19 protein-coding genes and 1 pseudogene are annotated in these 23,747 nt (G+C 35.4%); 19 read left to right on the top strand and 1 reads right to left on the bottom strand.

Annotation, left to right across the window (positions count from 1 at the left end):
• Window positions 1–99: 99 nt before the first annotated feature.
• Complete coding sequence (locus WA338_RS13310) at window positions 100–3,627, bottom strand: PAS domain-containing hybrid sensor histidine kinase/response regulator (protein WP_009779751.1); 3,528 nt, start codon at window positions 3,625–3,627, stop codon at window positions 100–102.
• 205 nt (window positions 3,628–3,832) lie between these two features.
• On the opposite strand from WA338_RS13310, the gene WA338_RS13305 reads away from it, so the two are divergent.
• The 19 genes and pseudogenes from WA338_RS13305 (at window position 3,833) to WA338_RS13220 (ending at window position 23,672) form a co-directional block, all read left to right on the top strand.
• Window positions 3,833–4,900 (top strand): serine hydrolase domain-containing protein, encoded by a 1,068-nt coding sequence (locus tag WA338_RS13305; protein WP_272986651.1) that lies wholly within the window; start codon window positions 3,833–3,835, stop codon window positions 4,898–4,900.
• Between the two features lie 16 nt (window positions 4,901–4,916).
• Window positions 4,917–5,159: a hypothetical protein gene (locus WA338_RS13300; protein WP_336093730.1), complete on the top strand. Its 243-nt coding sequence runs from the start codon at window positions 4,917–4,919 to the stop codon at window positions 5,157–5,159.
• A gap of 128 nt (window positions 5,160–5,287) precedes the next feature.
• Entirely contained in the window at window positions 5,288–8,854 is a 3,567-nt protein-coding gene (locus WA338_RS13295) for a hypothetical protein (protein ID WP_336093728.1), read from the top strand.
• A 4-nt stretch (window positions 8,855–8,858) separates the two neighbouring features.
• Window positions 8,859–9,527 (top strand): annotated as a pseudogene (locus WA338_RS18910) (DUF6443 domain-containing protein); the annotation flags it as partial.
• Between the two features lie 63 nt (window positions 9,528–9,590).
• Window positions 9,591–12,740: an RHS repeat domain-containing protein gene (locus WA338_RS13290; RefSeq protein WP_336093726.1), complete on the top strand. Its 3,150-nt coding sequence runs from the start codon at window positions 9,591–9,593 to the stop codon at window positions 12,738–12,740.
• Between the two features lie 10 nt (window positions 12,741–12,750).
• Window positions 12,751–13,215: a hypothetical protein gene (locus WA338_RS13285; protein WP_336093724.1), complete on the top strand. Its 465-nt coding sequence runs from the start codon at window positions 12,751–12,753 to the stop codon at window positions 13,213–13,215.
• Window positions 13,216–13,496: 281 nt separating this feature from the next.
• The gene (locus WA338_RS13280; RefSeq protein WP_336093722.1) at window positions 13,497–14,237 is read left to right on the top strand and encodes a hypothetical protein; all 741 of its coding nucleotides are present in this window, start codon (window positions 13,497–13,499) and stop codon (window positions 14,235–14,237) included.
• 97 nt (window positions 14,238–14,334) lie between these two features.
• Window positions 14,335–14,904, top strand: a complete 570-nt coding sequence (locus WA338_RS13275; protein WP_336093720.1) for a hypothetical protein — start codon at window positions 14,335–14,337, stop codon at window positions 14,902–14,904.
• Window positions 14,905–15,375: a hypothetical protein gene (locus WA338_RS13270; RefSeq protein WP_336093718.1), complete on the top strand. Its 471-nt coding sequence runs from the start codon at window positions 14,905–14,907 to the stop codon at window positions 15,373–15,375. It abuts the gene before it with no gap.
• A complete protein-coding gene (locus tag WA338_RS13265) occupies window positions 15,375–16,658 on the top strand; it encodes a hypothetical protein (RefSeq protein WP_336093716.1) in 1,284 nt (427 codons plus the stop codon). Before WA338_RS13270 ends, WA338_RS13265 begins: the two co-directional genes overlap by 1 nt.
• Entirely contained in the window at window positions 16,646–16,981 is a 336-nt protein-coding gene (locus WA338_RS13260) for a hypothetical protein (protein WP_336093713.1), read from the top strand. Before WA338_RS13265 ends, WA338_RS13260 begins: the two co-directional genes overlap by 13 nt.
• Window positions 16,971–17,423 carry a prepilin-type N-terminal cleavage/methylation domain-containing protein gene (locus tag WA338_RS13255; protein ID WP_336093711.1) on the top strand — a complete coding sequence of 151 codons (453 nt, stop codon included), beginning with the start codon at window positions 16,971–16,973 and terminating at the stop codon, window positions 17,421–17,423. Before WA338_RS13260 ends, WA338_RS13255 begins: the two co-directional genes overlap by 11 nt.
• Window positions 17,424–17,425: 2 nt before the next feature.
• Window positions 17,426–18,556: a type II secretion system F family protein gene (locus WA338_RS13250; protein ID WP_336093709.1), complete on the top strand. Its 1,131-nt coding sequence runs from the start codon at window positions 17,426–17,428 to the stop codon at window positions 18,554–18,556.
• An 88-nt stretch (window positions 18,557–18,644) separates the two neighbouring features.
• Window positions 18,645–19,640, top strand: a complete 996-nt coding sequence (locus WA338_RS13245; RefSeq protein ID WP_336093707.1) for a hypothetical protein — start codon at window positions 18,645–18,647, stop codon at window positions 19,638–19,640.
• Window positions 19,637–20,641 (top strand): hypothetical protein, encoded by a 1,005-nt coding sequence (locus WA338_RS13240; RefSeq protein ID WP_336093705.1) that lies wholly within the window; start codon window positions 19,637–19,639, stop codon window positions 20,639–20,641. The genes WA338_RS13245 and WA338_RS13240 overlap by 4 nt, the downstream gene beginning before the upstream one ends.
• Window positions 20,634–21,341, top strand: coding sequence for a hypothetical protein (locus tag WA338_RS13235; protein WP_336093703.1), 708 nt, complete (start codon window positions 20,634–20,636; stop codon window positions 21,339–21,341). Before WA338_RS13240 ends, WA338_RS13235 begins: the two co-directional genes overlap by 8 nt.
• A 21-nt stretch (window positions 21,342–21,362) precedes the next feature.
• Window positions 21,363–21,947, top strand: coding sequence for a hypothetical protein (locus tag WA338_RS13230; protein WP_336093701.1), 585 nt, complete (start codon window positions 21,363–21,365; stop codon window positions 21,945–21,947).
• A 21-nt stretch (window positions 21,948–21,968) separates the two neighbouring features.
• On the top strand, window positions 21,969–22,637 hold the full coding sequence (locus WA338_RS13225) for a hypothetical protein (protein ID WP_336093699.1): 669 nt from the start codon (window positions 21,969–21,971) through the stop codon (window positions 22,635–22,637).
• A gap of 369 nt (window positions 22,638–23,006) precedes the next feature.
• Window positions 23,007–23,672 carry a hypothetical protein gene (locus tag WA338_RS13220; RefSeq protein WP_336093698.1) on the top strand — a complete coding sequence of 222 codons (666 nt, stop codon included), beginning with the start codon at window positions 23,007–23,009 and terminating at the stop codon, window positions 23,670–23,672.
• The last annotated feature ends 75 nt before the right edge of the window (window positions 23,673–23,747 follow it).

The following is a 23,747-nucleotide window of genomic DNA, read 5'->3' as shown; positions in this document are numbered from 1 at the left end:
TCAAGTATTCTTAAATTAAAAAAGTCCCATCTTTTAGAAAGGTGGGACTTTTTCTTTATTTAAAGGGTTTTGTGTTTACTACGATGATCCCCTTTATGCTCACTGATCTTGAAAACTCTTTCCTAAAATAAGATGTTTAAATAATACGCTTCTTAGATCATCAAGAACAATGGGTTTGGTTAGATAGTCATCCATCCCGATTGCCAGACATTTTTCACGTTCATTTTTTAAGGCGCGGGCCGTAAGCGCAATAATTGGCGTGTGAGCAGGAACTTCCTCGAGTTCTCGAATGGCTATAGCGGCTTCAATTCCGCTTAGAATAGGCATTTGGATATCCATAAAAACGATATCCGGTTTGTTTTTCTTGAATTTTTTTATGGCCTCTTCTCCATTCACGGCCGAAATGAGCTTCGCATTAGGAGCGATTTTTTTCAAGATGGAATTTGCTAAAAACCGATTTACGGGGTTATCTTCTACAATCAGAATTTTAAAGGCTTCGGTGGTAGTTTTAAATGTCTCTTGATCTTTGTTTACAGGATTTGTTTTCACAGTGCCAATACCTTCTAGCAATTCATAAAGCTGATTGATCTGAATAGGTTTGGTGATGTTATAGGCAACACCGAGTTCCTTACAGGATTTTTGAATCAATTCATCCTCTGTAGCACTATGAAGCAAGATAACAGGAAGTTTTTCTGAATTCAATTTATGGGTGTTGCGTATCTCTTCTATAAGACCAATTCCATTTAAATAAGGCATATTAAAATCGACAATGGCTAAATCAAAATCATCTTGCTCCCCAAGTGTACTCAAAGCATCAATGGCGTCTGTACAAAGCACAGTCTCGATGGAATTTACAGCCAACATTTGCCCGAGAATCTTGCGGTTGGTTGCGTTGTCATCTACAACAAGAACCTTTTTGATCTCTTTTATGTTATGAGATTTGTAAATAGGCTCTTCTTCTGTTTTGAGTTTAAGGTCAAAATAAAACGTACTTCCTGTTCCTTGTACACTATTAACTTTTAGTTTACTACCCATTAGATTAAGCAGTCGGTTGCTAATGGTTAACCCAAGACCGCTTCCTCCATATTTTCGTGTAGTGGAAACGTCTTCCTGATCAAAGGCATTGAATATTTTGTTTATGTTTTTAGGATCTATACCTATTCCTGTATCTCGTATTTCAAATTTAAACTCGGCTTCATTTTCTTGAGCAATTGTATTACTTGCTGTAACGGTCAGCGCTACTTCGCCTTGATCTGTGAATTTAACTGCGTTTCCTAACAGGTTGATCAGAATTTGCCGTAGTCTTATGGAGTCTGCCTGTACAAAGCGTTTAACATCCGGGGAGATTTGTAACAGCATCTCAAGCCCTTTTTGATGCGCCTGATGTTTGACAATGTCTACTGTTTGCGTACAGAGTTCTATCAAATCTGTGCGCTCCTCGTTCAATTCAAGTTTACCGGCTTCTATTTTTGAAAAATCGAGAATGTCATTAATTAGATCCATTAAAGTATTTGCAGAGTTATGCACGGTTTGCATATACTTTTGTTGAAATGGTGCCAGAGAGGTTTGCATAAGAAGATCGGTAAAGCCTATGATACCATTTAAGGGTGTACGTATCTCGTGACTCATATTTGCCAAAAATTCTGATTTTGATCTATTGGCTGCTTCGGCTTTCTTTCGAGCTTCGACAAGAGAATATTCCATCTCTTTAAGGTTTGAGATGTCTATGGCTACGCCTAAATAACCGAACACGTCACCTGTTTCATTATGAACGGGTGTGATCACCAATTTTACCGGAAAGGTCGAGCCGTCCTTTCTTTTATACGTCCATTCTGCATCATAGAATTTTTGATGGTCTGCTTCTCGTTCTATAAATTCTTCTTCGGTATGAAAGGAAGAAACGTTCATTCTACCTACAACTTCTTCTGCGGTATAGCCCAGTAAATTTTCAGCCCCTCGATTAAATTTCTGAATGATTCCGTCCAAATTCGTTTCCATTATAGAGACTTTGGTAGTAGCATTCATGAGTTGCTGAAATTCGGTTAAACTTTTCTGAAGTGCTTGTTCTGCTTTGACTCTTTTTGAGAGGTCAGAAATTTGACCGATTAGGTATAACGGAGTTCCTTGCTCATCAGTAACTACCGAAACATTGAGTAAGCCATGAATAATCTTACCAGAGCGGTGTACAAAGCGCTTTTCTATACTATAGGTGTCTATCTCGAGATTGATGAGCGCTTTTAGCTGTTTAGAATCCTTCTTCAAATCATCGGGATGGGTGAGTTCGCTAGAGCGTTTGTTAATGAATTCTTCTTTTTTGTAACCAAAAATACTAGCGAGATTTTGGTTTACCATCAACCAATCTCCCTCAATACTCACCATACCCATTCCGTTAGGTGAATATTCAAAAGCTGTTGTAAAGCGTTTTGCGTGTTCCTTGGCTTTAAATTCTAAATGCTTACGTTCGGTTATATCTTCTACCTGACTAATGATTCTATCCTTGATTCCATCTTCCCCTTTTACTAAAGAGACCGAAAGCCTGCACCAGATCTCAACCCTATCGATTCTATAAAATTTAGCTTCCATCTGGTAACTATCAATTGCTCCCGCAATCAATTGAGCTCTGTAATTGATAGCTTCTTCTAAAAAATCAGGATGAATAAAATTTCTAAAGGTCAGTTTCAACGCTTCATTTAACTGTTCTTCCTGAAAGCCAAATATTTTGAGACTCGCAGGATTTGCTAAAAGCAGATGCCCATCTACGTGAACCAGAATGATACCTATGGCAGAATTTTGAACGATCTTTTCAAAACGCTCTTTGGTTACGTTATAATCCAGTTGAGCGATCTTACGCTCATTAATATCTTGAAAAGCGCCATAGAGACGAACGCAAACGCCCTCTTTAAATTCAGCCTTTCCTAAAGCTCTTACCCATATCTCCCGGTTTTTTGCGGTTACCAGTTGCAATTCTGCATCCCAGGGAGTGCCAAATTGTATCGCCTTTTGTACCAATTCTGAAATAGTATCCCGACTTTGTCCTTCTTTATAATAATTGATTCCTTCTTCTAGCGTAGGCTCGTAGTCATCAGGCACCTCGTGAATCTTCTTTGTTACGCGCGTCCAGGACACTTTGTTGTTTACTAAATCTACTTCCCAACCACCTACGCGGGCCAGTTCACTAGCTTCATTAAAGAGTTTGCTAATATCACTAAATCCATCCAGGACTTGAAGCGATTCTGATTTTTGCTCGTAGCGTTGAATTTGATACAAAAGACCAGGCTGGTCATTGATCGTTACTTCCTGAAGGAAGATGTTGACGAGAATAGCATTGCCAGTTTTACACGTAAAGGTCTTCTGCAGGGGAGTCTCGGGAAGTTCAGACTTTTGACTCACCTCACTCAGTATAGCTCCAATAGTTTTTTTTAAGTCTTGTACTTCTGCAGACGTAGCATTGAGTTCCAATCCTAAGAACTTAAAAAAGGAAGCACTTACCCACAGTTGGTTAGACGTTTTTTGGGGTTGCAACCAAATACCACAAGCAGCAGTGGCTGTAATTTCACTAAGCAGCTGTAAATTGTTTGCAATGGTTTTTTTAAACCAAGCCTGCGATAAAAACCGGATGTTTCCCATTTTGATAAAAATGTCTGCTAATCAGTGATAATTTACTCAAAATAATCCTTAAAATCATCAATTTGTTATTTTTTGGCTGTGTAGTCTTTCTTTTAATCAAGGATAAAATTAATAAATGAACCAAAGTGAAGAGACTGTAACAAATACGAAATCTCTTGGTCTATCTTTATAGTTGAAGTTGCTGTCTAACCTTATTCCTTTTTTCATGCAAAAATTCTTATCCTTTTTAGGCTTATTATTTGTTGTAACTGTTTCCTTTTCTCAAAGTATAGAAAGTAAGATTGATCAACTTATAGTAAAAGAATTTAATAATACTGATGAGCCGGGCGGCGTATTTTTGGTCGCGGTTGAAGGCGAGTCAATCTATAGAAAAGCATTTGGGAAAGCCAATTTGGCTCTAGCTGTTGAAATGACTCCGGAACAGGTTTTTCAAATCGGGTCGATGACTAAACAGTTTACCGCCATAGCTATATTGATGTTGGAAGAACAGGGAAAACTAAGTGTTGAAGATCCAATTTCTAAATTCCTCCCAGATTATCCCAATGGAGATGCCATCAGCATAAATCAATTACTCACCCATTCTTCAGGAATAAAGGATTTTACTCGATTGAAACGTATTGCAGAAATTGCAGAAAAGGAAATGACGCCTGAAGAAATGGTGGCTTTTTTTAAGGATGAACCCGTTGATTTCAGTCCCGGTGATGCATTTCAATACAATAATTCTGGATATGTTTTGCTAGGTTATCTTATTGAGCTTATTTCGGGAGAAACCTATGCCGATTTTATAGAGAAAAATATCTTTGATGCTATAGGTATGGAGCATTCGTACTATGCCAGCGACCGAAAGGTAATTCTCAATCGCGCCTATGGATATCACCAAAAAAGTTATGGCTTCGTAAATAAAAAACCAATTAGCTTTAGTATTCCTTTCTCCTCAGGCGCACTGATGTCTACAGTAGATGATATGCTCAAATGGCAAAATGCACTTGATCAAAATCTATTGCTAAAACCGGAGAATTTAGCTAAAGCTTTTACCAAAAAGCAGCTGAGAACCGGAGAAGCTATTGAATATGGTTATGGTTGGCATCTTAAAGATTGGGGAGAAACCGCTGTGCGGGAGCACGGTGGCAGCATATTTGGGTTTAAAGCAATGGGGGTTTATATCCCAGGTAAAGCCATTTATGTAATTGGTCTTAGCAATTGTGATTGTCACTCTCCAACACAACTCGTTCGAGATATTGCCAAAGTGGTTGATGAATTGGTAGGAGAATGATTAAAAATTACTTGCATTGAGAAGTAAGACAGAAATTCTCTTTTGTGCTCAAAGACAAAAGATAAATTTCCTCAAAAAAACAAAGCCCCGTCATCAGTGCGATAACGGGGCTTTTTGCGGAGAAAGAGGAACTATCTGGTTGTTTTTAAATGATGGAAAATCAGCACTTAATAGTTTGGTTAATGAATTAAGCACCGATTTCAGCTCTTTATTGAATTTGTATATAATTTTAAAGGTATTAAAAATTATAGGATCGTAATGTTTAAAAAATTTGAAGTAGTTACCCCTTAATTCTTAAATTTTTATGATTATCGAGTAGTAGTTTTTTGAACTGATTCAAATTTAGCGTTGTTTTACTAGAGTCAATAATTTGATATTTAGTGAAGTATGAAAAAACTATTATTAATCTTTTTTGTAGCGGTATCGGGTAAATTCTACGCTCAAGTTGAGGATGATTCATTTGATCCAGCTGCGGAATCTACGCGTCTTGTATCTGTACCTAATTCCCCAGAATCTCAGGCTTTTCAAAAATATGGAAATACTCCTGTTGATCTTTATACAGGAAAACCAAGTGTGGAAGTTCCTATCTATATTTTTAAAGGTCGTGAATTAGATCTTCCGATTTCTCTTTCTTATGATGGTTCGGCAATAAAGGTGGAGCAAAAAGCAACGAATGTTGGGTTAGGGTGGAATTTAAATGTTGGAGGAAGAATTTCGAGAATTGTAAATGGATTGCCTGATGATTTTATACTGAATAGTCATACCTACGGTCCTTATAAAACTTTTTGGGATAGTGAGGTTAGAAGTAAGATAGCCTCTTATAAGAATTTAGGATACTCTCCAACATTTTCAAGTAAGCAAGCACTTATAGATTATTTACGCTTTTTGAAAAAGACTAATGATAATGAATATGATACACAATCCGATTACTATAGTTTCAATGCTCTCGGTCGTAATGATATGATTGTAATTGACAATAGTTCGTTACTACCAAAAACCTTAAATAATCCTCGAATAAAAGTATCACTAACAAAAACATTTCAAGAAGCAAAGACCCCTATTGAAAAATGGGTTATCACAATGGATGACGGCACTAAGTTCACTTTTGAGGAATTTGAAAAAACAAAAGACACAAACCTTAATGATAGTCAGCAATTTAGCATCTATGGTTTTAAAAAAGAATATGTTTCCACTTGGTTGTTAACCGAACTGGAATCTGCTAATGGGAAAGATGTTTATGAGTTCATATATACTGATGTAGGTTATACAGAAAGTAGACCAGCTTCGATAAGTGGTGTAACCAACGTTATTGCAATGGAAGGAGGAGGTGCTCCTTCGCAAGTGCCAACTCCAACAAACGTAATTGGTTTTAATGATACTTACTACCAAATAAATGAAAAGGCACTCACAACCATTAAACATAATGGGAGAAGAATAATTAAAATAGACATAGGCACAAGATGGGATACCGATATTGATAATGCTGTTGAGAGTATTAAAGTATTTAATGAAGATACGGGGAATGATACCAATGATTTAATTAAAGAGTTCTCTTTTCAATATGATTACTTTAGAACTAGTTCAGCTCATGCACCACCATATTCTGCAAGTAACACTCCTACAATGGAATGGGTTCGTCTGAAACTAGATCAAATTGATATAAAGAACAATCAGAACCAAACGCTATCAAATTATTCTTTCGAATATGATAATCCTTATAGCTTGTCATCAACATCCTCTTATGCTCAGGATTATTATGGCTATTATAATGGAGTTTCTTCGAACTCCGTTTTGTATCCGAAGTATTCGCATGCTTATATTCCTAATAATGGGGCTAATAGAGATCCAAGTTTTTCAGATACCAAAAAAGGAATTCTAACTAAAATAAAATATCCAACAAGAGGGTTTACCGAATTTGAGTACGAAGCTAATTATGAACAGGAGGTGACGGGAAGTACAACTTCTTGGAACTTGGTTTCTATGCTTTCTCTAAATAATCCTCAATTGCCTTTGCTGAACACAAACGCTTGCAATAGTATACATTATAATAATGGAGAAATAACTCCGGCAACTACCTCGGCTGTATTTACTGTGAATGAAGATGATACCGACTTTAGGCTCACGTACAGTCAGAATCAAAAATTCCCTAAGTTTTTCACTGCCGAAAAGATTATTAACATTATTAAAATACCAGATTCAAATTCTTCACTGACTTGGTCTGATATTTACAACGATAATTGTAATGCGGAATTAGGTGTTGACGTAGTATGGAACTCTGGGCAATGGTATAATGACGGTTGGGGAGCTATATATAATAATCCAAAGGAATTTTTAGTTAATCTAGATCAAGGTACTTATCAGCTAGTTTTGGCAAATCCTCAGTCTAATATTTCGAATACAGTGAGTTTAGAAGAGGAAGAAACTATTGAGAGTTACGCATATAATCCAAAAGCTGGAATTAGAATTAAATCTATAACAGATTATACCTCATTAAACAATTTTTCTTCTAAAAGAACTTTCCATTATCCAAGTGGAAGAGTGATCTCTAACCCAAGATATACATATACTTCCTATCAATATTCAACAAATAACAGTGGAGTTGTTGAAGTTTCGCAAATACTTACTAGGATGTCCCACGCAAGTGGTACTGACAAGCCTCATATTGGATATGACGAAGTTGTAGAGACCTTTGTCGATGAATCTAATTCAGAAAATAATGGACAAGTAATACACGAATTTAATACAGCACATTATGGTAGTTATTTTAATGGTGCTTATACCTATTTTATAGGAGACAAAGAAGCTGCAACTAATTATAGGGTTGACTACGAGCTAGGAAAATCAAAAGCTACATCTTATTATAACAGTAATGATGATATCTTAAAAAAGAATTCAACTTCCTATTTTGATGAAGAGTTTTATAGCAATTCTGGAATTTATCTTCATATAGATGAATCTAAAAATGTTTTATATCCAACACCAGCACAGGATCCTGGAGGGAACTGGTATATCAACTTTTTACCGGGAGATCGAGTGCCAACTAACCAAGGAGGAACTATCACTTTAATGAGGCCTTGTGAGTGTAATGATCAAAACTTTATTACTGCTACAAATAACAACGAGCTTTGTCAACCTGCAATAGGTAGGTTGGTTTTAAATAAAACTACCGCGTGGGGTAAATTTGGAGCTTCAACAGCTACTAGGGAAATTCAATATTTTAATTCAGAAGAAGATCTGTCTACAGCTACCAATTATGAATATTACCTTGAAAGCTCAAATCCTAATAAGCCGGGGGTTATAATCCCTGGGACTTATCAATTAAAAAATACATCTACTACCGAAAGTAATGGGGATGTAATTGAGAAGGAATATTTATACGCGGAACACTCTTCCAATACAGGTAATTTACAATCTAAGAATATGGTAAATATTCCTGTAGAAACGATTGTAAGTAAAAATGGAAGTCCGGTTAGTTCGAAAAAATATTATTACAGTACTCAAACCGCAAACGGGACCCAACCAGAAAAAGTACAGGCTTCTAAAGGAGCATTAACTTATGAAGATCGCGTGTTTTTTGAAGAGTATGTTGACGGGAATTGTGTCCAGATCAGATTGAAAAATGGCTCCCCGGTGAGCTATTTATGGGGCTATAATGGTCAATACCCTATCGCAAAAATTGAGAATGCAACCATTACTGAAGTGGAGTCACAAATAGGTGCAGTTGAAAATATTGATGAGTCAGATTTATCGGTAATTAACAATCTGCGCAATACTTTGCCAAATGCAATGATCACAACTTATGAATATTCGCCTTTAGAGGGAGTTACCAAGATTACAGATGCTCGAGGTATATCAATAACCTATGAATATGGCGATTTTAGTAGATTAAAGACAGTTTTAGACAATGATATGAAACTGCTTCAAGAATACAAGTATCACTACAAAAACCAATAATCAGATGAAGCAGTTTTATTTGAGTATACTAGGATTATTATGTTTTATTTCCAGTGGATTTAGTCAGACGTATTACCCAGAGTCCGGTAGTAGCAGCTATGTTGTTGCAAGTGGGGAGAGTGTAAGTTTAACAGATCCTTATGGTATTATATTTGGTCCAGACACGTGGATCCACAGCGGTTCTAATTTTTCAGCATCTACCTCGCTCTCTACTTCAAGTTTAGTATTTCCCGCTTATACCAATTTGACTTTGAGCGATGAGAATTATGTTTTTACTCGTAGTTATCAAGTTCCTATAAACAATTCTGGGCAGATAAGTACGCTAGGTGATGTAATAGAAGGGATTATATATTATGATGGTCTAGGTCGTCCCATGCAACAGACTAGTATTCGCTCGTCTGATGAATATAAAGATGTACTTACACATGTGGGGTATGATAGTTTTGGTCGTCAGGATAAGGAGTGGTTGCCTATAGAGAACACCTCTGCAAGTTATGGTTCGTTCCGAACAGGGGATCAGAGGGCGGCTACTAATACGTTTTATCGCAATAAGTATCCTTTAGATATTAGTAGTACCGTTTCGAATCAAAACGCCTACAGCGCAAAGTTGTTTGAGACTTCACCTTTAAACCGAGTATTAAAGCAGGGTGCCCCAGGAGATACATGGAGATTGGATAATCAAGATGATAAAGGTCTAGTCACATTTAGCTACGATACCAATGTGGAAGCTGATAATGTGAAAAATTACCGGGTAATCTTTACCAACGGGGATACAACTGCTCCAGAATTGGTTCAAGGTGCTACCGAATATTACAATGCGGGTCAATTATATAAGACCGTAACCAAAGATGAAAATCATGATGGGGGTACTTCAAAGAATCATACTACCGAAGAATTTAAAGATAAGCAGGGAAGGGTAGTACTTAAGCGTACTTATGGCGATTCTGATACTAATGGGAATGGAAGTATAGGGAGTGGAGAAAGCGAAACCAGACACGATACATATTATGTGTATGATGATTTCGGCAACCTAACGTATGTACTCTCCCCTAAGATAGATGTAATCTCAAAAACAGTAAGTCAAATCAAAACTCTGCTTAATGAGTTGGGCTACCAGTATAAATATGACTATCGCAATAGACTAATCGAAAAGAAAATCCCAGGTAAGGGTTGGGAGATGATAGTTTATAATAATCTTGATCAGCCTATTATGACTCAGGATGCACTTCAGGCCGGTAAAAGTCCAAAGGAATGGTTGTTTACTAAATACGATGCTTTTGGTAGAGTGACCTATACAGGTCTTATAAAAAGCAATCTAACCAGAGCCCAGCATCAAGGTAATGCTGATGCAGAGTCAGATCAATATGAGAATACACAAAGTAGCGCATTAACTTACGGAGGAGGTAGCTTTTATTATACAGATGATGCGTACCCGGATTTAAGCAGTAACTCAACAAATGTCACGTTATATACGGTAAATTATTATGATGATTACCGTTTTTACGGTACCAGCTTACCACAATATGTTTATAATGTTGCAGTACAGAACTATAATAATGCCGCCAGTACCAGAATCAAAACCAAAGGCCTGGCCACTGGATCAAAGGTACGGGTGCTTAACACTAGTAACTGGATCACAACTGTGATGGGTTATGATAAAAAGGGAAGGATGATCTATATTAAAAATGATAATCCTTATCTTCAGGCTACTGATGAAGATTTTATAGAACTGGATTTTGTAGGGAAAGTAATAACTTCTAAAACTTTGCATAACAAACAAAATCCATCATTGTCAATCGAAACAGAAGACTACTTTACTTACGACCATATGGGCCGATTGCTTAAGCAAACTCAAAAAATCAATAATCAAGCAGAAGAGCTGATAGCTTTTAATGAGTACGACGAGCTTGGCCAGTTAAAGAAGAAAAAAGTGGGTAATACTGAAGCTTCGCCCTTGCAAACGATAGATTATACATATAATGTACGTGGTTGGCTGAGGACAATCAATGATCCTTCAAGCTTAGGTAGTGACTTGTTTGGTTTTAAAATTAATTACAATACCACGGAAACTACAGGAGGCGCTATTGCCTTATACAATGGTAATATCTCGGAAACGCTATGGCGCACATCAAATGATAATGCCCTGAGGTCGTATGCTTACCAGTATGACCCTTTGAACCGTATTAAAAAAGCGGTTAGTAGTGAATCTGGAAATTATACTCTAAATAGTTCTATCTATGATAAAAATGGAAACATCACCTTTCTTTCCAGAAATGGGCAAACTAATAGTGGTGCAACCTCTTTTGGAGAGATGGATAAATTGTATTATGCTTATTCGACCAATAGTAACAAGCTTTTAAAAGTAGATGATCGCGCTGCTACGGATATTTATGGTTTTAGGGATGATGTAACAGGAAGTACAATAGACGGCAGCAATGACTATACGTATGATGTAAACGGAAATCTTAAGACAGATACTAATAAAGGTATTACAAACTCTCCAAGTGGATTTATATACAATCATCTAAACCTGCCGGAATCCGTTACAATAAGTTCAGATATGGGAGATGGTACAGGTACGATATCGTATGTCTACGATGCGACGGGTGTAAAACTGAAGAAGATAGCACCAAATGATTTTGTTACGGAATACGCAGGTAATTATATTTATGAAGCTGGAGCCTTGAAGTTCTTCAACCAACCGGAAGGATATGTAGAGAAAGCAGGTGCTACTTACAAATATGTTTACCAATACAAAGATCATTTGGGGAACATACGCCTGGCTTATAAGAATATTGGGACAACTACTTCGCCTAGTTTACGTATTGAAGAGCAGCATCATTATTATCCTTTTGGGTTAAAGCAACAATATTCTGCAGCCGATGCTCGTATGAATAACATAAGTAATCATAAATATGGTTTTAATGGAAAAGAAGAACAAAACGAAAAGGGATTAAAATGGTTAGATTTTGGTGCAAGGAACTATGATGCAGCAATTGGTAGGTGGATGAATATTGATCCCTTAGCTGAAGAAATGAGAAGACATAGCCCTTATAATTATGCGTTTAACAATCCTATGTTTTTTATAGATCCTGATGGGATGAGCCCTATCGCTACTTTAATGAATGGCGGGCAAATAAACTCTGATGATATCGAAAATAGCGCATTTGGAGCACAGAATTTTGGTGGATATACTATGGGACCTCAGGATTGGGTTTATGACAATATTACGGGTAAGTATAGTTGGGATCCAACTGTAACCTCTTCAACTGATGTAGACCTCAAAGGTAGGGAATATGTAGGTCAATCAATTAATGATGTCACTACACATTACTCAGAGAATAATCCGCTTGCAACATTCTTTGGTTTTGATCCAGAATTTGGAGATATTTCTTATTGGCCAGGAGAATTCACAGCGGATCCGGATAATTGGGTTGATGCTTGGGCAAAATCTTCTAATATATTTGCAAGTACTGCTTATAATATTGTAAATTCATTCTCAATTGTTGGACAATCTTTAAACCCTTTTGATAATCAAGTTACTTCATTAGTTGGAGAAGGTTTGAATGGAACTGATAGATCTATGTATGGAGCAGAAGTTTCAGCAACACTTGTTCCTATAGGTTGGGCTGGTAAAGGTTTTAAAAGTTTATCCTTATTAAAGTCTCCTTGGGTATTTAGAAATGTTGGCTTGAAAAGCGGTCTTGGACAGACAACGTTTAGAATAGGAATAAGAGATACATTTGATAATTTTATGATTAGATTGGAAAGAGATATGGTTAAAGGGAAATCAGGTCCTCCATTTAAGGCGACTCATATTAATATTCACTTACCTGGTGAGTATAACTATCATATATTATTGAATCCTTTAAAATGGTTTAAATAAACAATTTCGAATGATGTTTTTTCAAGATTTAGAAGGATATAAAAATAATAATAACCAATTTGGAAAGCTATTGACTTATCTAGGAGAAAATTATAGTTTGCTGATTGAAAATGTATCTATCACTGATTTCTTTATTAAAGAGGGTTTTCATTCAATAACTATTAAGAATGATGAAAACTTTCTTAATATAGAATTACATAAAAACCGTATAGAATTGAAGGTGAATTTTATTTTATTCTGTGTGTTTTTTGAAGATTTTTCAGATGTAATAATTTATAAACTGTTAGCCTCGGCTTTTAAGGGTGAATATAAAATCATTGAATACTTCAGTGAAAAAGGAGCTTTGAGAAAACGAAAAATAATCTGGGATTCATCAATGCTAAATTCACTTAATAGAGAAGAAAATATATCATTAAAATCGAATTATCAGAGTAAACAGATAAACAAATTTCCAAGCTTAATTTTGGAAGTTTAAAATATCCTTCTACACAAGCTCATGCTTTTTATTAGCTTTTTTTAATGATTATTTTTTATAGTTTAAAGATGAACCGTATAGAAGATTGTAATTTTATTTGAATAGTTGAAATTTAATTTTGAGATGAGAATAAGAGTCTATTTCTAGTATTTTTAAAAGTAATCTTTTAAGTAAAAAAGGCACTTGATTTAAATTGATTTCTCTCAATTTATGAATATAGACCACTAAACATTGTTCGATAACTCTAGCTTTCTGTAAATTCGATTTCTTGAAATGAGCATATGTTTAGAATAAAATGTCCTCGAGTTGCTATTTTGGCTACATTAGTAATAGCTTTTACTACTTCCTGCACCACTTACGAAAGAATACTGGCTACACCGCAATCAACACCTGTGGAGTTAGGTATGATTGGAGATCTGGATGCTACGGTAACTACGAAGGAATTTCAAACCATAGGTTTGCCAAGCTTAGCTACCAAAATCAGACTTCAGCCTATTTTTAAGAGTTTTAATGCCTTAGACTATAAAGCATATACCAAACTTAAAAAGCAAGAATCCTTAGGCTTTGAGATAAATTATGTAGATAGTTTACCCAATAAACTAGAATATGTGCGATTAAGGCTTCAAGATAAATCAACCTTATTGTCAGAGCTTAACAGCGCCAAAAATGAAACCTTGAGAAATCAAATTCTAAATAATAAAAGGGCAGATATCGTAAGCCAAATTGATTGGGTAATTTCAGAAATGAATATTCAACAATTAAAAGCGGCAGATGCAGTTTACTTAAGTCAAAATGTAAATGGCATTCCAATTATACTTATTAGCAAGGATGACCAAATTACCGAGCTGCGGTTTTCAGATGGTGTAGTTTTATCCTACGACGTTTCTCAATTCTGCTGGGGGCTTAATTATAAAAATGAACCTGAACTGATGGCAATTTCTGAAAAAGGGAGTAGCTGTACCGGGACGCTAAAGCGTAATGGGACTAAATTAAAAAAGGAGAAAAATTTATTCAAGTACTAAAATGGGGCGTTATTTAATTTTTCTGTTGATTAGTGTAATTTTTATTTCTTGTGAAGAAATAGTAAGTGTCACAGATATATCTTCAGATCAAGTTAGGGTGTTAGCTCCCAAAAATGAAGCACAGCTTACTACAAGCGCAGTTAATTTTAGCTGGGAGCCGGTAGCTTTCGCTGATAGCTATAAACTACAGATAGCCTCTCCAAATTTTGAAAATACCAACCAGGTACTCTTAGATAGTATTATTGTTGATTCGATTAGTAATTACAGATACAATTTGAACCTTACCTTAAAGCCTGGAGATTATTCTTGGCGTGTAAAAGCATCGAATAGTGGGTATGCCACGGCGTACAACACACAGAGGTTTAGCGTTTCAGAAAATTCGTCTTTACTCAATCAAAATTTAGAACTCTTAACACCTGATGATGGTTTAGTCTCAACTTCAACAAGCATTAATTTTTCTTGGGAACCTATCGAAGCAGCTACCTTATACCGCTTTGAACTCAGTAATTCAGAGACTAATGCTATGCTGGTTTCAGAAGTTCTAGCATCAACCTCCTATGGGTATTCTTTTGAAAATTCAGGAAATTATACGTGGAGAGTCCGTGCTGAAAACGAAACGGAGCATACCGCCTACGTCGAGCGAACCCTAGAGATTGACCAAGACTAAATGAATAAGAATAAGCTCAAAACATATCTCCTGTCAGTTGTTGTGGTTGCGATTTGGGGCGTAATCGGTTTTCAAATTTACTCCGCCTTAAATCCTTCAGAAGAGACTTTGGAAGTGCCTAAACTTAATTCTTCCTTTAATCCGAAAAATGCTGTATCTCGAGATACGTTCAGTATTAAAAACAATTACCCTGATCCCTTTTTAGGGAAGCTTCCGGCTAAACAAGTACCAAAAACGGTACAAAGACGTGCTTTACCTGAAAAAGTAGATAGCATTATTTTTCCCGATATTCAATATAAGGGTATGGTTAAAGGCTCAGGTATTGATCAAGCTGTTTTTGCAATAGCTATAAATGGTGTAGAGACGATCTTGAGCGAGGGACAAAAATTTCAAGATGTAGAACTCGTTCAAGGGAAAGCCGAAGAGGTTTTAATTCAATACAAAGGTCAGCGTAAAACCATTCTAAAATAATGTTCTCGTTTGCGAACTCTAAGGTTAAAGCAGGAGCGCTTCAATTTACGCTCTTCATTGGGGTTTTAATTATACTAATCCTCGGAGCATTTGTTTTACTAAGTCAAACACATAAGCGTTTTAAGGCTCAAAATGATTTACTACAAGAGACCATAAGATTAGCCGATCAAGGAGTTTTGTACACCCTTAAAATGGATAATACTAATGAGGCGTTGACGTCTATACCTTATCCGGACCTTAAAGATTTTCAAGAAATTATAGTTTCCACTTCTGACTGGGGAATATATCGAAAGATAAAAAGCCGAGCAGTGAGTAAAAACTATGAGTTTGAACGCAATGCTTTAGTAGGAGGCAAACGTCAAGGAGATCGACTTGCTTTGTTTTTAGCAAATACTTTTTCTCCTTTGGTGGTTGTGGGTGATACACGCCTAAAAGGCAATGCTTATTTATCAGAATATGGACTGAAACCGGGCAGTATGGGGAGTGCTTATTACAAACAATCCCGACTCATAGATGGAGCGGTGATAAACCACAATAATGAGGAGCTTCCACAGTTTTCAGAGAATTTCTTAGCCTCGTTAAAATTGCAGTTTAACTCCTATCCAAAAAGTAATCAAGTTAAAGGAATGAATAAAGTACCATTGCACAATTCCTTTAAAAATGAAACCCAATGGATTTATGAACCTCGTCAGTTGATTCTTAGCGATAGCATTATGGGAAATGTTGTAGTTCGGTCTGAATCTGAGATAGTAATACGTGCTACATCCTACTTAAAGGATGTTATTGTAATCGCTCCTAATATTACTATAGAAAGTGGTGTACATGGAAACTTTCAAGCTTTTGCAGAAAATACGATTAAAGTCGGAGCTAATGTTGAGTTGAACTATCCTAGTGCATTAGTCCTAATTGCAGAAAAGGAAAATCCTTTGCAATCGCAGGGAGCGGAAAAGGAAGACCCTAATTTCATTAGTGTTGGTGCCAACTCGGTTATCAAGGGGAGTATAGTATATCTGGCGGACCTACCAAACATTAATTATGAACCAGAGGTCTATTTAGCTAATGGCGTATCCCTTTATGGCGATCTCTATTGTGAGCAAAATCTCGAGTTAAAAGGAGCAGTATTTGGATCTGTATATACAAGAGCTTTTATTGCTCGCGATTTTGGTTCTGTTTATAGAAATCATTTGTATAATGGAGTCATTGACTCAGAGGAGTTAGTCTCGGCATTTGTAGGGCTACCCATTCAAGCCTCAACTAAGGGAATAGCAAAATGGGTGTATTAAATAAAATAAAATCGGCTACGCTAGTTGAAACCATTGTTGCGACGGTTTTAATTTTAATCCTATTTGTTATTTCAAGTCTGATTATCAACAACATTTTTAGAAATAATTTTCTAAGCAATACAGATGATGTTGAGAGAAGGCTAATTACTTTAGAATATCAATTACAAAATCATCAAATAGATATACCGTATAATGAAACCTATGAAAATTGGGAAATAATGCTAGAGCGTCAAGCCGAAAGCAAGGATGGAGTTATTTTAATGAATGCTCACAAGAAAGGTACTAAAAAGGCTATTGAAAAAACTGTTTATTTTGAAGAATAAAACCAAATTAAAAGCATTTACATTAAGCGAGATGTTGGTTGTTCTTGCAATCACCGCAATTGTGGTTAGTCTGGCCTTTGTGATTTTGAATTTAGTTACTAAACAGATTCAACTGATATCTACCAATTATATCAACGATACTGAAGTTGATAAATTAGAAAATGCACTATGGATTGATCTTAACGCTTACGAGACTGTAATTTATAATGAGCAAAATAGAATTCTATATTTTTCAAATTCAAACAAAAGAATAACCTATGTTTTTTCAGATAATTATAGTCTTAGAAATCAAGATACTTTAATTCAAGTTGATGGATTAAATACCTACTTTTTAGGTGCTGAGCACAACACAGGTATTATCGATGCAATAGAACTTTCTATAGGTGACGAAAAAATATTTGTAAGTAAAATAACCGATGCTTCATTCTATTTAAATAATTGAATATGGGAATTCCAATAGAACAAAAGCGTCCATCAAATACTGCAGATAAAAGGGAAAAAACCGAATCAATTTTTAAAAAAGACATCGTGGTTTTTTCTAAACCTTTTGGTTCCAAAAAGAAGGAAGCTTTTTATGTAGAATTGAGTTTGTTGTTGAAAGCTGGTGTACGCCTTAAAAATGCATTGAGCCTGTTGGCTGATGCTCAAAAAAAGAAAGCAGATAAAGTATTACTTAAAACGCTTATCGCCGAGATTGAAAAAGGGAAGGATTTTTCTGAGGCAACAAAGGATAGAAAAGAGTTTTCTGACTATGAATACCACTCTTTGAAAATCGGGGAAACCACCGGCACTCTAGATCAGGTCACCGAAGCTTTGGGAGATTATTACATCAGACGAAATGAACAGCGTAGAAACCTCATAAGTGCCTTAACATATCCCATAATAGTTCTTAGCGTTGCCACGCTGTCTGTTATTTTCATGCTTCGCTTTATTGTCCCTATGTTCCAAGAGATATTTAAGCAGAATAATGTTGAGCTTCCTGCAATAACAAAGTTTATAGTTAAGATTTCCAACTTAATTGGTGATTATGGACTAACGTTGGTTTTAGTCTTGGTAGCATTAGTGGCGTCCCGTAAACTCTATATTAAGAAGGTTTGGTATCGAAAGAATAGAGATCAAATAATATTGAGAATTCCTTACATTGGTAATTTTGTGCGAAAAACCTATCTAGCGCAATTTACACAGGCCATTTCACTCTTAGTAAGTGCCAAAGTTCCAGTATTACGAAGTCTAAGTCTTGTTAAAAAGATGATTCCCTTTTATCCAATTGAATTTGCATTAGAAAGAGTGGAGGAGCGCATTTTAAAAGGAAGTAGTTTGAGCGAAAGTATGCGTCAGGAATCTATTTTTGATCAAAAGATGATTTCTTTAATTCAGGTATCTGAGGAGACTAACCAGACCGATTTTATATTTAAACGGTTGAATGCCCTGTATAATCAGCAAGTAACACAACAAGCAAAAATTTTTTCTACCGCTCTTGAGCCAATTATTATTATGATTGTTGCAGTTATTGTAGGGGTTATTCTTATAGCAATGTATTTACCAATGTTTGGGTTGAGTGAGGTAATTGGGTAAAGTTTAGTTGTCGGTTTTTATAAAAACAGAGAGGTAATTATTGAAAATTATAGGGAGGTTTTGGTTCTTTGAAAACAAAGACTTTATTATGAAATCAAAGAACTATTCCTTTTTAGTAATTCTAATTTGCTGTTTTTTTAATTTCACAGCATTTTCACAAAATACTTTTCCGTCTTCTGGAAGAGTTGGGATAGGTACAACTTCACCATCAAGCACGTTAGATATAGTTGAAACTAATTCAGGAAATCTCACAATCCCATTAACTTTAAAAAATGCAACAAATGCAGAAAATACAGGCGTGGGTATTGGCCTATTTACAGATGGAGGTTATAGAGGAGGGGTAATTTACCTTAATAGAGATTTAACTTCAGGACCGAGACATTCTTTACGATTTACAGTTAGTGGTGCTCCATCTGGAGGTGTTGATGCTTTAGTTATAAATGATAATGGTAATATTGGCATCGGTACAACAAATCCTCAATCTTCTCTAGATATTCTTAGAGATTCAGGAAATGAGACAATTGCCACTTTTAGAACACCTGAAGGAACTATTAATATTGCAGCAGCAGGCGCTTCAACAGAGAATCCAAATTATGGGAATTATATTTCTTCAAGAAATGTACATATGAATGCTTATGAAGATTTGGGTTTGAAAACTGCTGTTGGAATTCCTCAATTACTAGTAAAAACTAATGGATCAGTAGGTATAGGCACAGCAGAAACCGGTAACCATAAACTAGCTGTTGAAGGTTCCATAGGAGCTCGAGAAGTAAAAGTACAAGCAACCGGCTGGTCAGACTTTGTTTTCGAGAGTGATTATCAGTTGCCCACTTTAGAAGAAGTAAATTCTTTTATTCAAAAAAATGGTCATTTAAAAGATATTCCGAGTGCTGCTGAAGTTAAAGAAAACGGCGTACTACTAGGAGAAATGAATGCTAAGCTGCTTCAAAAAATTGAGGAGTTGACCTTGTATATTATTGATCAAAATGAAAAGATCAAAAAACAGCAATTGGAAATGCAACATCAATCTTCATTTAATAGAGTAATTCTTAATCGATTAAAAAAAATAGAAGGCAAAATATGAAATACAAAATCTTTGACAAGAACGAATTCAAGAATCTTTTATTAGTATTTTTTGTGCTATCTGCTAATTGCTATAGTCAAAACAACTTCCCTGCTTCTGGGAATGTAGGGATAGGTACTCTTAATCCATCTAGACCATTTCATCTTAATCAAACCATTAATGATGCTGCACTCCTTATATCTGCACCAAATAATCTTCAATCAATAGAATTACATTTAGCTGACAATATTAATGGTGAATATGGTTTTTTTAGTTTAGGAGGCGGAACTAAACTTAGAGGCAATGGACAACCCTCCTCGTTTAGTGGAAAATTGGGAATAGGTGTGGAGTCTCCTACTGAAGCCTTAGAAGTAAATGGAAATATTAGTTTAGGAATTGATAAGAGTAGTTCTACGCGAGATAATACATATGGCAATAAATTATTTTTTTTAGGTGCCAATAGGAATACAGATGATCTATGGATTGCTCGCTATAATGTTATGAGTAGTCCAAATTCTTCAGAGGTTAGATTAAATCTTGGTGATGATCCAGGTCACTACGGTGATAAATTCGTCGTGGGAGTAACTAAAACAGGTATATGGTATCCAAAATTTAGCGTTAGTGGAAATGGGAATGTAGGTATTGGCACAACAACTCCAGATTCCAAACTTTCCGTAAATGGCACGGTACACGCAAAAGAAGTTAAAGTAGACCTTTCCAATTGGTCTGATTTTGTATTTGAAAACAGTTATAGTTTGCCCACATTAGAAGAGGTCGAAAACCACATCAAAAAATATGGACATTTAAAGGATATTCCTTCCTCTGTAGATGTTGAAAAAAATGGAATTTTTCTTGGTGAAATGGATGCAAAACTGCTTCAGAAAATCGAGGAACTTACCTTATATACAATTCAGCAAGATAACAAGTTGCAAAAGCAAGATGAGCTGATAGCCATTCTGTTGAATAAAATGGAAACTTTAGAAAAGACTTTAAAAACAATAGAAACTTTTCCAAATGAATAGAAAACTCACCCTACTACTAGTTTTACTCACCTATTATACTTTATCATTCGGTCAACTCTATGATTCTACGGATAAGGTAGGTGTAGGGATATCTAATCCGGTAAAGAAATTTCAGGTTGAAGATGGACTTAATATGAAGTTGTCTTTAGGGGTGCAACAATCTTTTACTGGTTCCTTAGAGCCTTCAATTTTTATCTCGCGATGGCTTGGTACAGGAACAACCTATGATAGCACGATAATTCATGCTTTAAGAAATGGAAACACTGGTTATGGATTAGGATTTAGCACACTGCGTAATCACGATGATAATGATTTTTCTGGATATAGTACAAAAATGTTTTTATCACAATCAGGTAACCTTGGTATTGGAACTCTGGATACCGGTATACACAGATTGGCTGTAGAAGGATCTATAGGAGCAAGAGAGATTAAAGTGTTGCCATCCGGTTGGTCAGACTATGTGTTTAATAAGGAGTATTCGTTACCTACTTTAGAAGAAGTGGAATTGTATATCAATCAGTTTGGTCATTTAAAAGATATTCCTTCAGCGAAAGATGTAGAAGAAAATGGAATATTATTAGGAAAGATGGATTCAAAGTTGCTTCTGAAAATTGAAGAACTTACGCTTTACATCATTGAACAAAATAAGAAAATTGTCGATTTACAAGATCAAGTGAAAGCCTTATTAAAAAAAACCTAGACTAACTAATTTATTGATGATATGAAAATATTTACTGCTATAGTACTTTTTCTAAATATAAACCTTCTAGCGCAGACACAATCCATTCAACCTAATTCGAACAAGCCTACCCTTGAATTAGGCAGGAATAATGGATATCCTACTATAAAAGCACTTTCATCGGGATCTGGAAATATTGTGATGGATGCTTACACAGCAGGAGACGCTGTTTATATAAATCATTATATTTCAGCTAATACATTAATTTCTTCTGGTGGAGGAAACGTAGGAATAGGTACCACTAGTCCAGGATCTTGGAGGTTAGCGGTAAATGGTAAAATTAGAGCAAAGGAAATCAAAGTTGAAACTGGCTGGTCAGACTATGTTTTTGAACGGGATTATATATTACCGACTTTAGAAGAAGTAGAATCATATATTAATCAGTTTGGTCATTTAAAAGATATTCCCTCGGGGAAAGATGTTGAAGAAAATGGGATATTTTTAGGAGAGATGGATTCAAAGTTACTTCAGAAAATTGAAGAATTAACACTGTATATCATAGAACAAAATAAAAAAATCAATCAACTCAACGAAAGAATAGATTCGCTAGTTACAGATGATAAATAATAATTTACAAAGAGTAGATATATGAAAAGAACGCTTATCATGTTCATCAGTTTGGTTGCTGCAACTATAACTGTAACCAAAGCCCAAGATTATGTTCCCACAACAGGAGGTACCTTCGAGGGTGCCGTAACTATAAATGGAAATTTAACGGCTGGTAATGGAGATTGGGGAGCTTTAGTTATTAATGGAGCTGGTGATAACGATTGGTTATTTAATGCTCATAATAATAACAATTCACTTTACTTAAGAGTAAAAGAAAATCAGCCTAGTTGGTCAAAATATATACTTGCAATAAATAGGGCATCGGGAAATGTAGGGATTGGGACACATAATCCAGGGACTTGGAAACTAGCAGTAAATGGTAAGATACGGGCCAAAGAAATTAAAGTTGAGACAGATTGGTCTGACTTTGTGTTTGAAGATCATTACCGATTACCCACATTAAAAGAGGTAGAGGAGTTTATTCAAAAAAATGGTCACTTAAAAGATATACCCTCAGCAAAAGATGTAGAAGAAAATGGTGTTCTATTAGGGGAAATGGATTCAAAATTACTTCAAAAGATAGAAGAGATGACTCTTTACATAATTGACCAGAATAAGGAGATAGAAAATTTTAAAAAATTATTTAAAGAGCAAGTTGAAATAAACAAAAAACTGTCTAAACGTATAGATGACCTCTCAATTAATTAAAAAAGTACTGTGATGATAAAAAGCTATAATTACTATAAAAAATACTTCTTAATTATTTTTATTTTTAAATGCTTTTGCTTTTATGCACAAAACACATTTCCTTCATCAGGAAATGTAGGTGTAGGCACGAACAGTCCTCAGGCTAAATTACATGTATTTGGCTCCGGGCAACGTGTGCTTTTTGGAGACTCAAATTCGAGTTATCCAGCTTTATAATTTTTTACAGGTCATTCTGATGGTTATAATTACATCCAGTCTGGGGGAAAGGCTACTGGAAATATAAGATTTACAAAATTTAATACAGCTAATCAAAATTTAGAAAATTTTCAAATATTTGCAAACACCACATTCTTTAATAGTAAAATAGGCGTGGGGTTATCTGATCCTAGTGCAAAATTTCATGTTATTTCTAAGGTGATACAGAAAAATAGTACAAGTCAATATGATGCCAATTTAATAATTGAAGCAACTTCGTCTGCAAGGTCTACTACTGAGGGAGCAGCTCTTGGTTTTGTAGTCCCCGCAGCTCAGAATGGTGGAAACCCTTGGCAGCAAGGTCGGATTATTGTAACACCAGATAATACATCAAATAATAATGCTAACGGAAGAATGTACTTACAGACACGCTATAATGGAGGGGGAGTCTGGAAATGGAGAGACAATTTAGTTTTAAAGTCTAATGGGAATATAGGTATTGGAACGTCAAATCCAGATGAAAAACTTACAGTAAAAGGTAAAATTCATTCAGAAGAAGTACGTGTTGATTTAGCAGTTCCAGCTCCTGATTATGTTTTCGAAAAGGGATATGACCTAAAAGACCTTGATGAGCTTGAAACTTATATAGAATCTAATAAACATTTGCCCGAGATCCCATCTGCTACTGATTTTGAAAATAAGGGGATCTTGGTAGGTGATATGAATATGTTGTTATTGAAAAAGATCGAAGAATTAACCTTATACATAATTTCACAACATAAAGAAATTCAACAATTAAGGCGTGATGTAAATAGTTCAACTAAAGAAAGAAAAAAATAAGTCGCGTTTTATAAATACCGACAACTAACTTTTGATTAAAACGCTTATACTACATTTATTTGTATAAAATCATTA

This window comes from Leeuwenhoekiella sp. CH_XMU1409-2 (assembly GCF_037029365.1).
Taxonomy (GTDB): Bacteria; Bacteroidota; Bacteroidia; order Flavobacteriales; family Flavobacteriaceae; genus Leeuwenhoekiella; species Leeuwenhoekiella blandensis.
The sequence above is the reverse complement of the archived record's forward strand: the minus strand, read 5'-3'. Positions and strand labels throughout refer to the sequence as shown.

Coding starts and splice junctions, on each gene's coding strand:
- WA338_RS13265 (WP_336093716.1), top strand. CDS start 15,375: ATGTTCTCGTTTGCGAACTCTAAGGTTAAAGCAGGAGCGCTTCAATTT.
- WA338_RS13280 (WP_336093722.1), top strand. CDS start 13,497: ATGTTTAGAATAAAATGTCCTCGAGTTGCTATTTTGGCTACATTAGTA.
- WA338_RS13240 (WP_336093705.1), top strand. CDS start 19,637: ATGAAATACAAAATCTTTGACAAGAACGAATTCAAGAATCTTTTATTA.
- WA338_RS13230 (WP_336093701.1), top strand. CDS start 21,363: ATGAAAATATTTACTGCTATAGTACTTTTTCTAAATATAAACCTTCTA.
- WA338_RS13260 (WP_336093713.1), top strand. CDS start 16,646: ATGGGTGTATTAAATAAAATAAAATCGGCTACGCTAGTTGAAACCATT.
- WA338_RS13270 (WP_336093718.1), top strand. CDS start 14,905: ATGAATAAGAATAAGCTCAAAACATATCTCCTGTCAGTTGTTGTGGTT.
- WA338_RS13250 (WP_336093709.1), top strand. CDS start 17,426: ATGGGAATTCCAATAGAACAAAAGCGTCCATCAAATACTGCAGATAAA.
- WA338_RS13295 (WP_336093728.1), top strand. CDS start 5,288: ATGAAAAAACTATTATTAATCTTTTTTGTAGCGGTATCGGGTAAATTC.
- WA338_RS13285 (WP_336093724.1), top strand. CDS start 12,751: ATGATGTTTTTTCAAGATTTAGAAGGATATAAAAATAATAATAACCAA.
- WA338_RS13305 (WP_272986651.1), top strand. CDS start 3,833: ATGCAAAAATTCTTATCCTTTTTAGGCTTATTATTTGTTGTAACTGTT.
- WA338_RS13235 (WP_336093703.1), top strand. CDS start 20,634: ATGAATAGAAAACTCACCCTACTACTAGTTTTACTCACCTATTATACT.
- WA338_RS13225 (WP_336093699.1), top strand. CDS start 21,969: ATGAAAAGAACGCTTATCATGTTCATCAGTTTGGTTGCTGCAACTATA.
- WA338_RS13310 (WP_009779751.1), bottom strand. CDS start 3,627: ATGGGAAACATCCGGTTTTTATCGCAGGCTTGGTTTAAAAAAACCATT.
- WA338_RS13245 (WP_336093707.1), top strand. CDS start 18,645: ATGAAATCAAAGAACTATTCCTTTTTAGTAATTCTAATTTGCTGTTTT.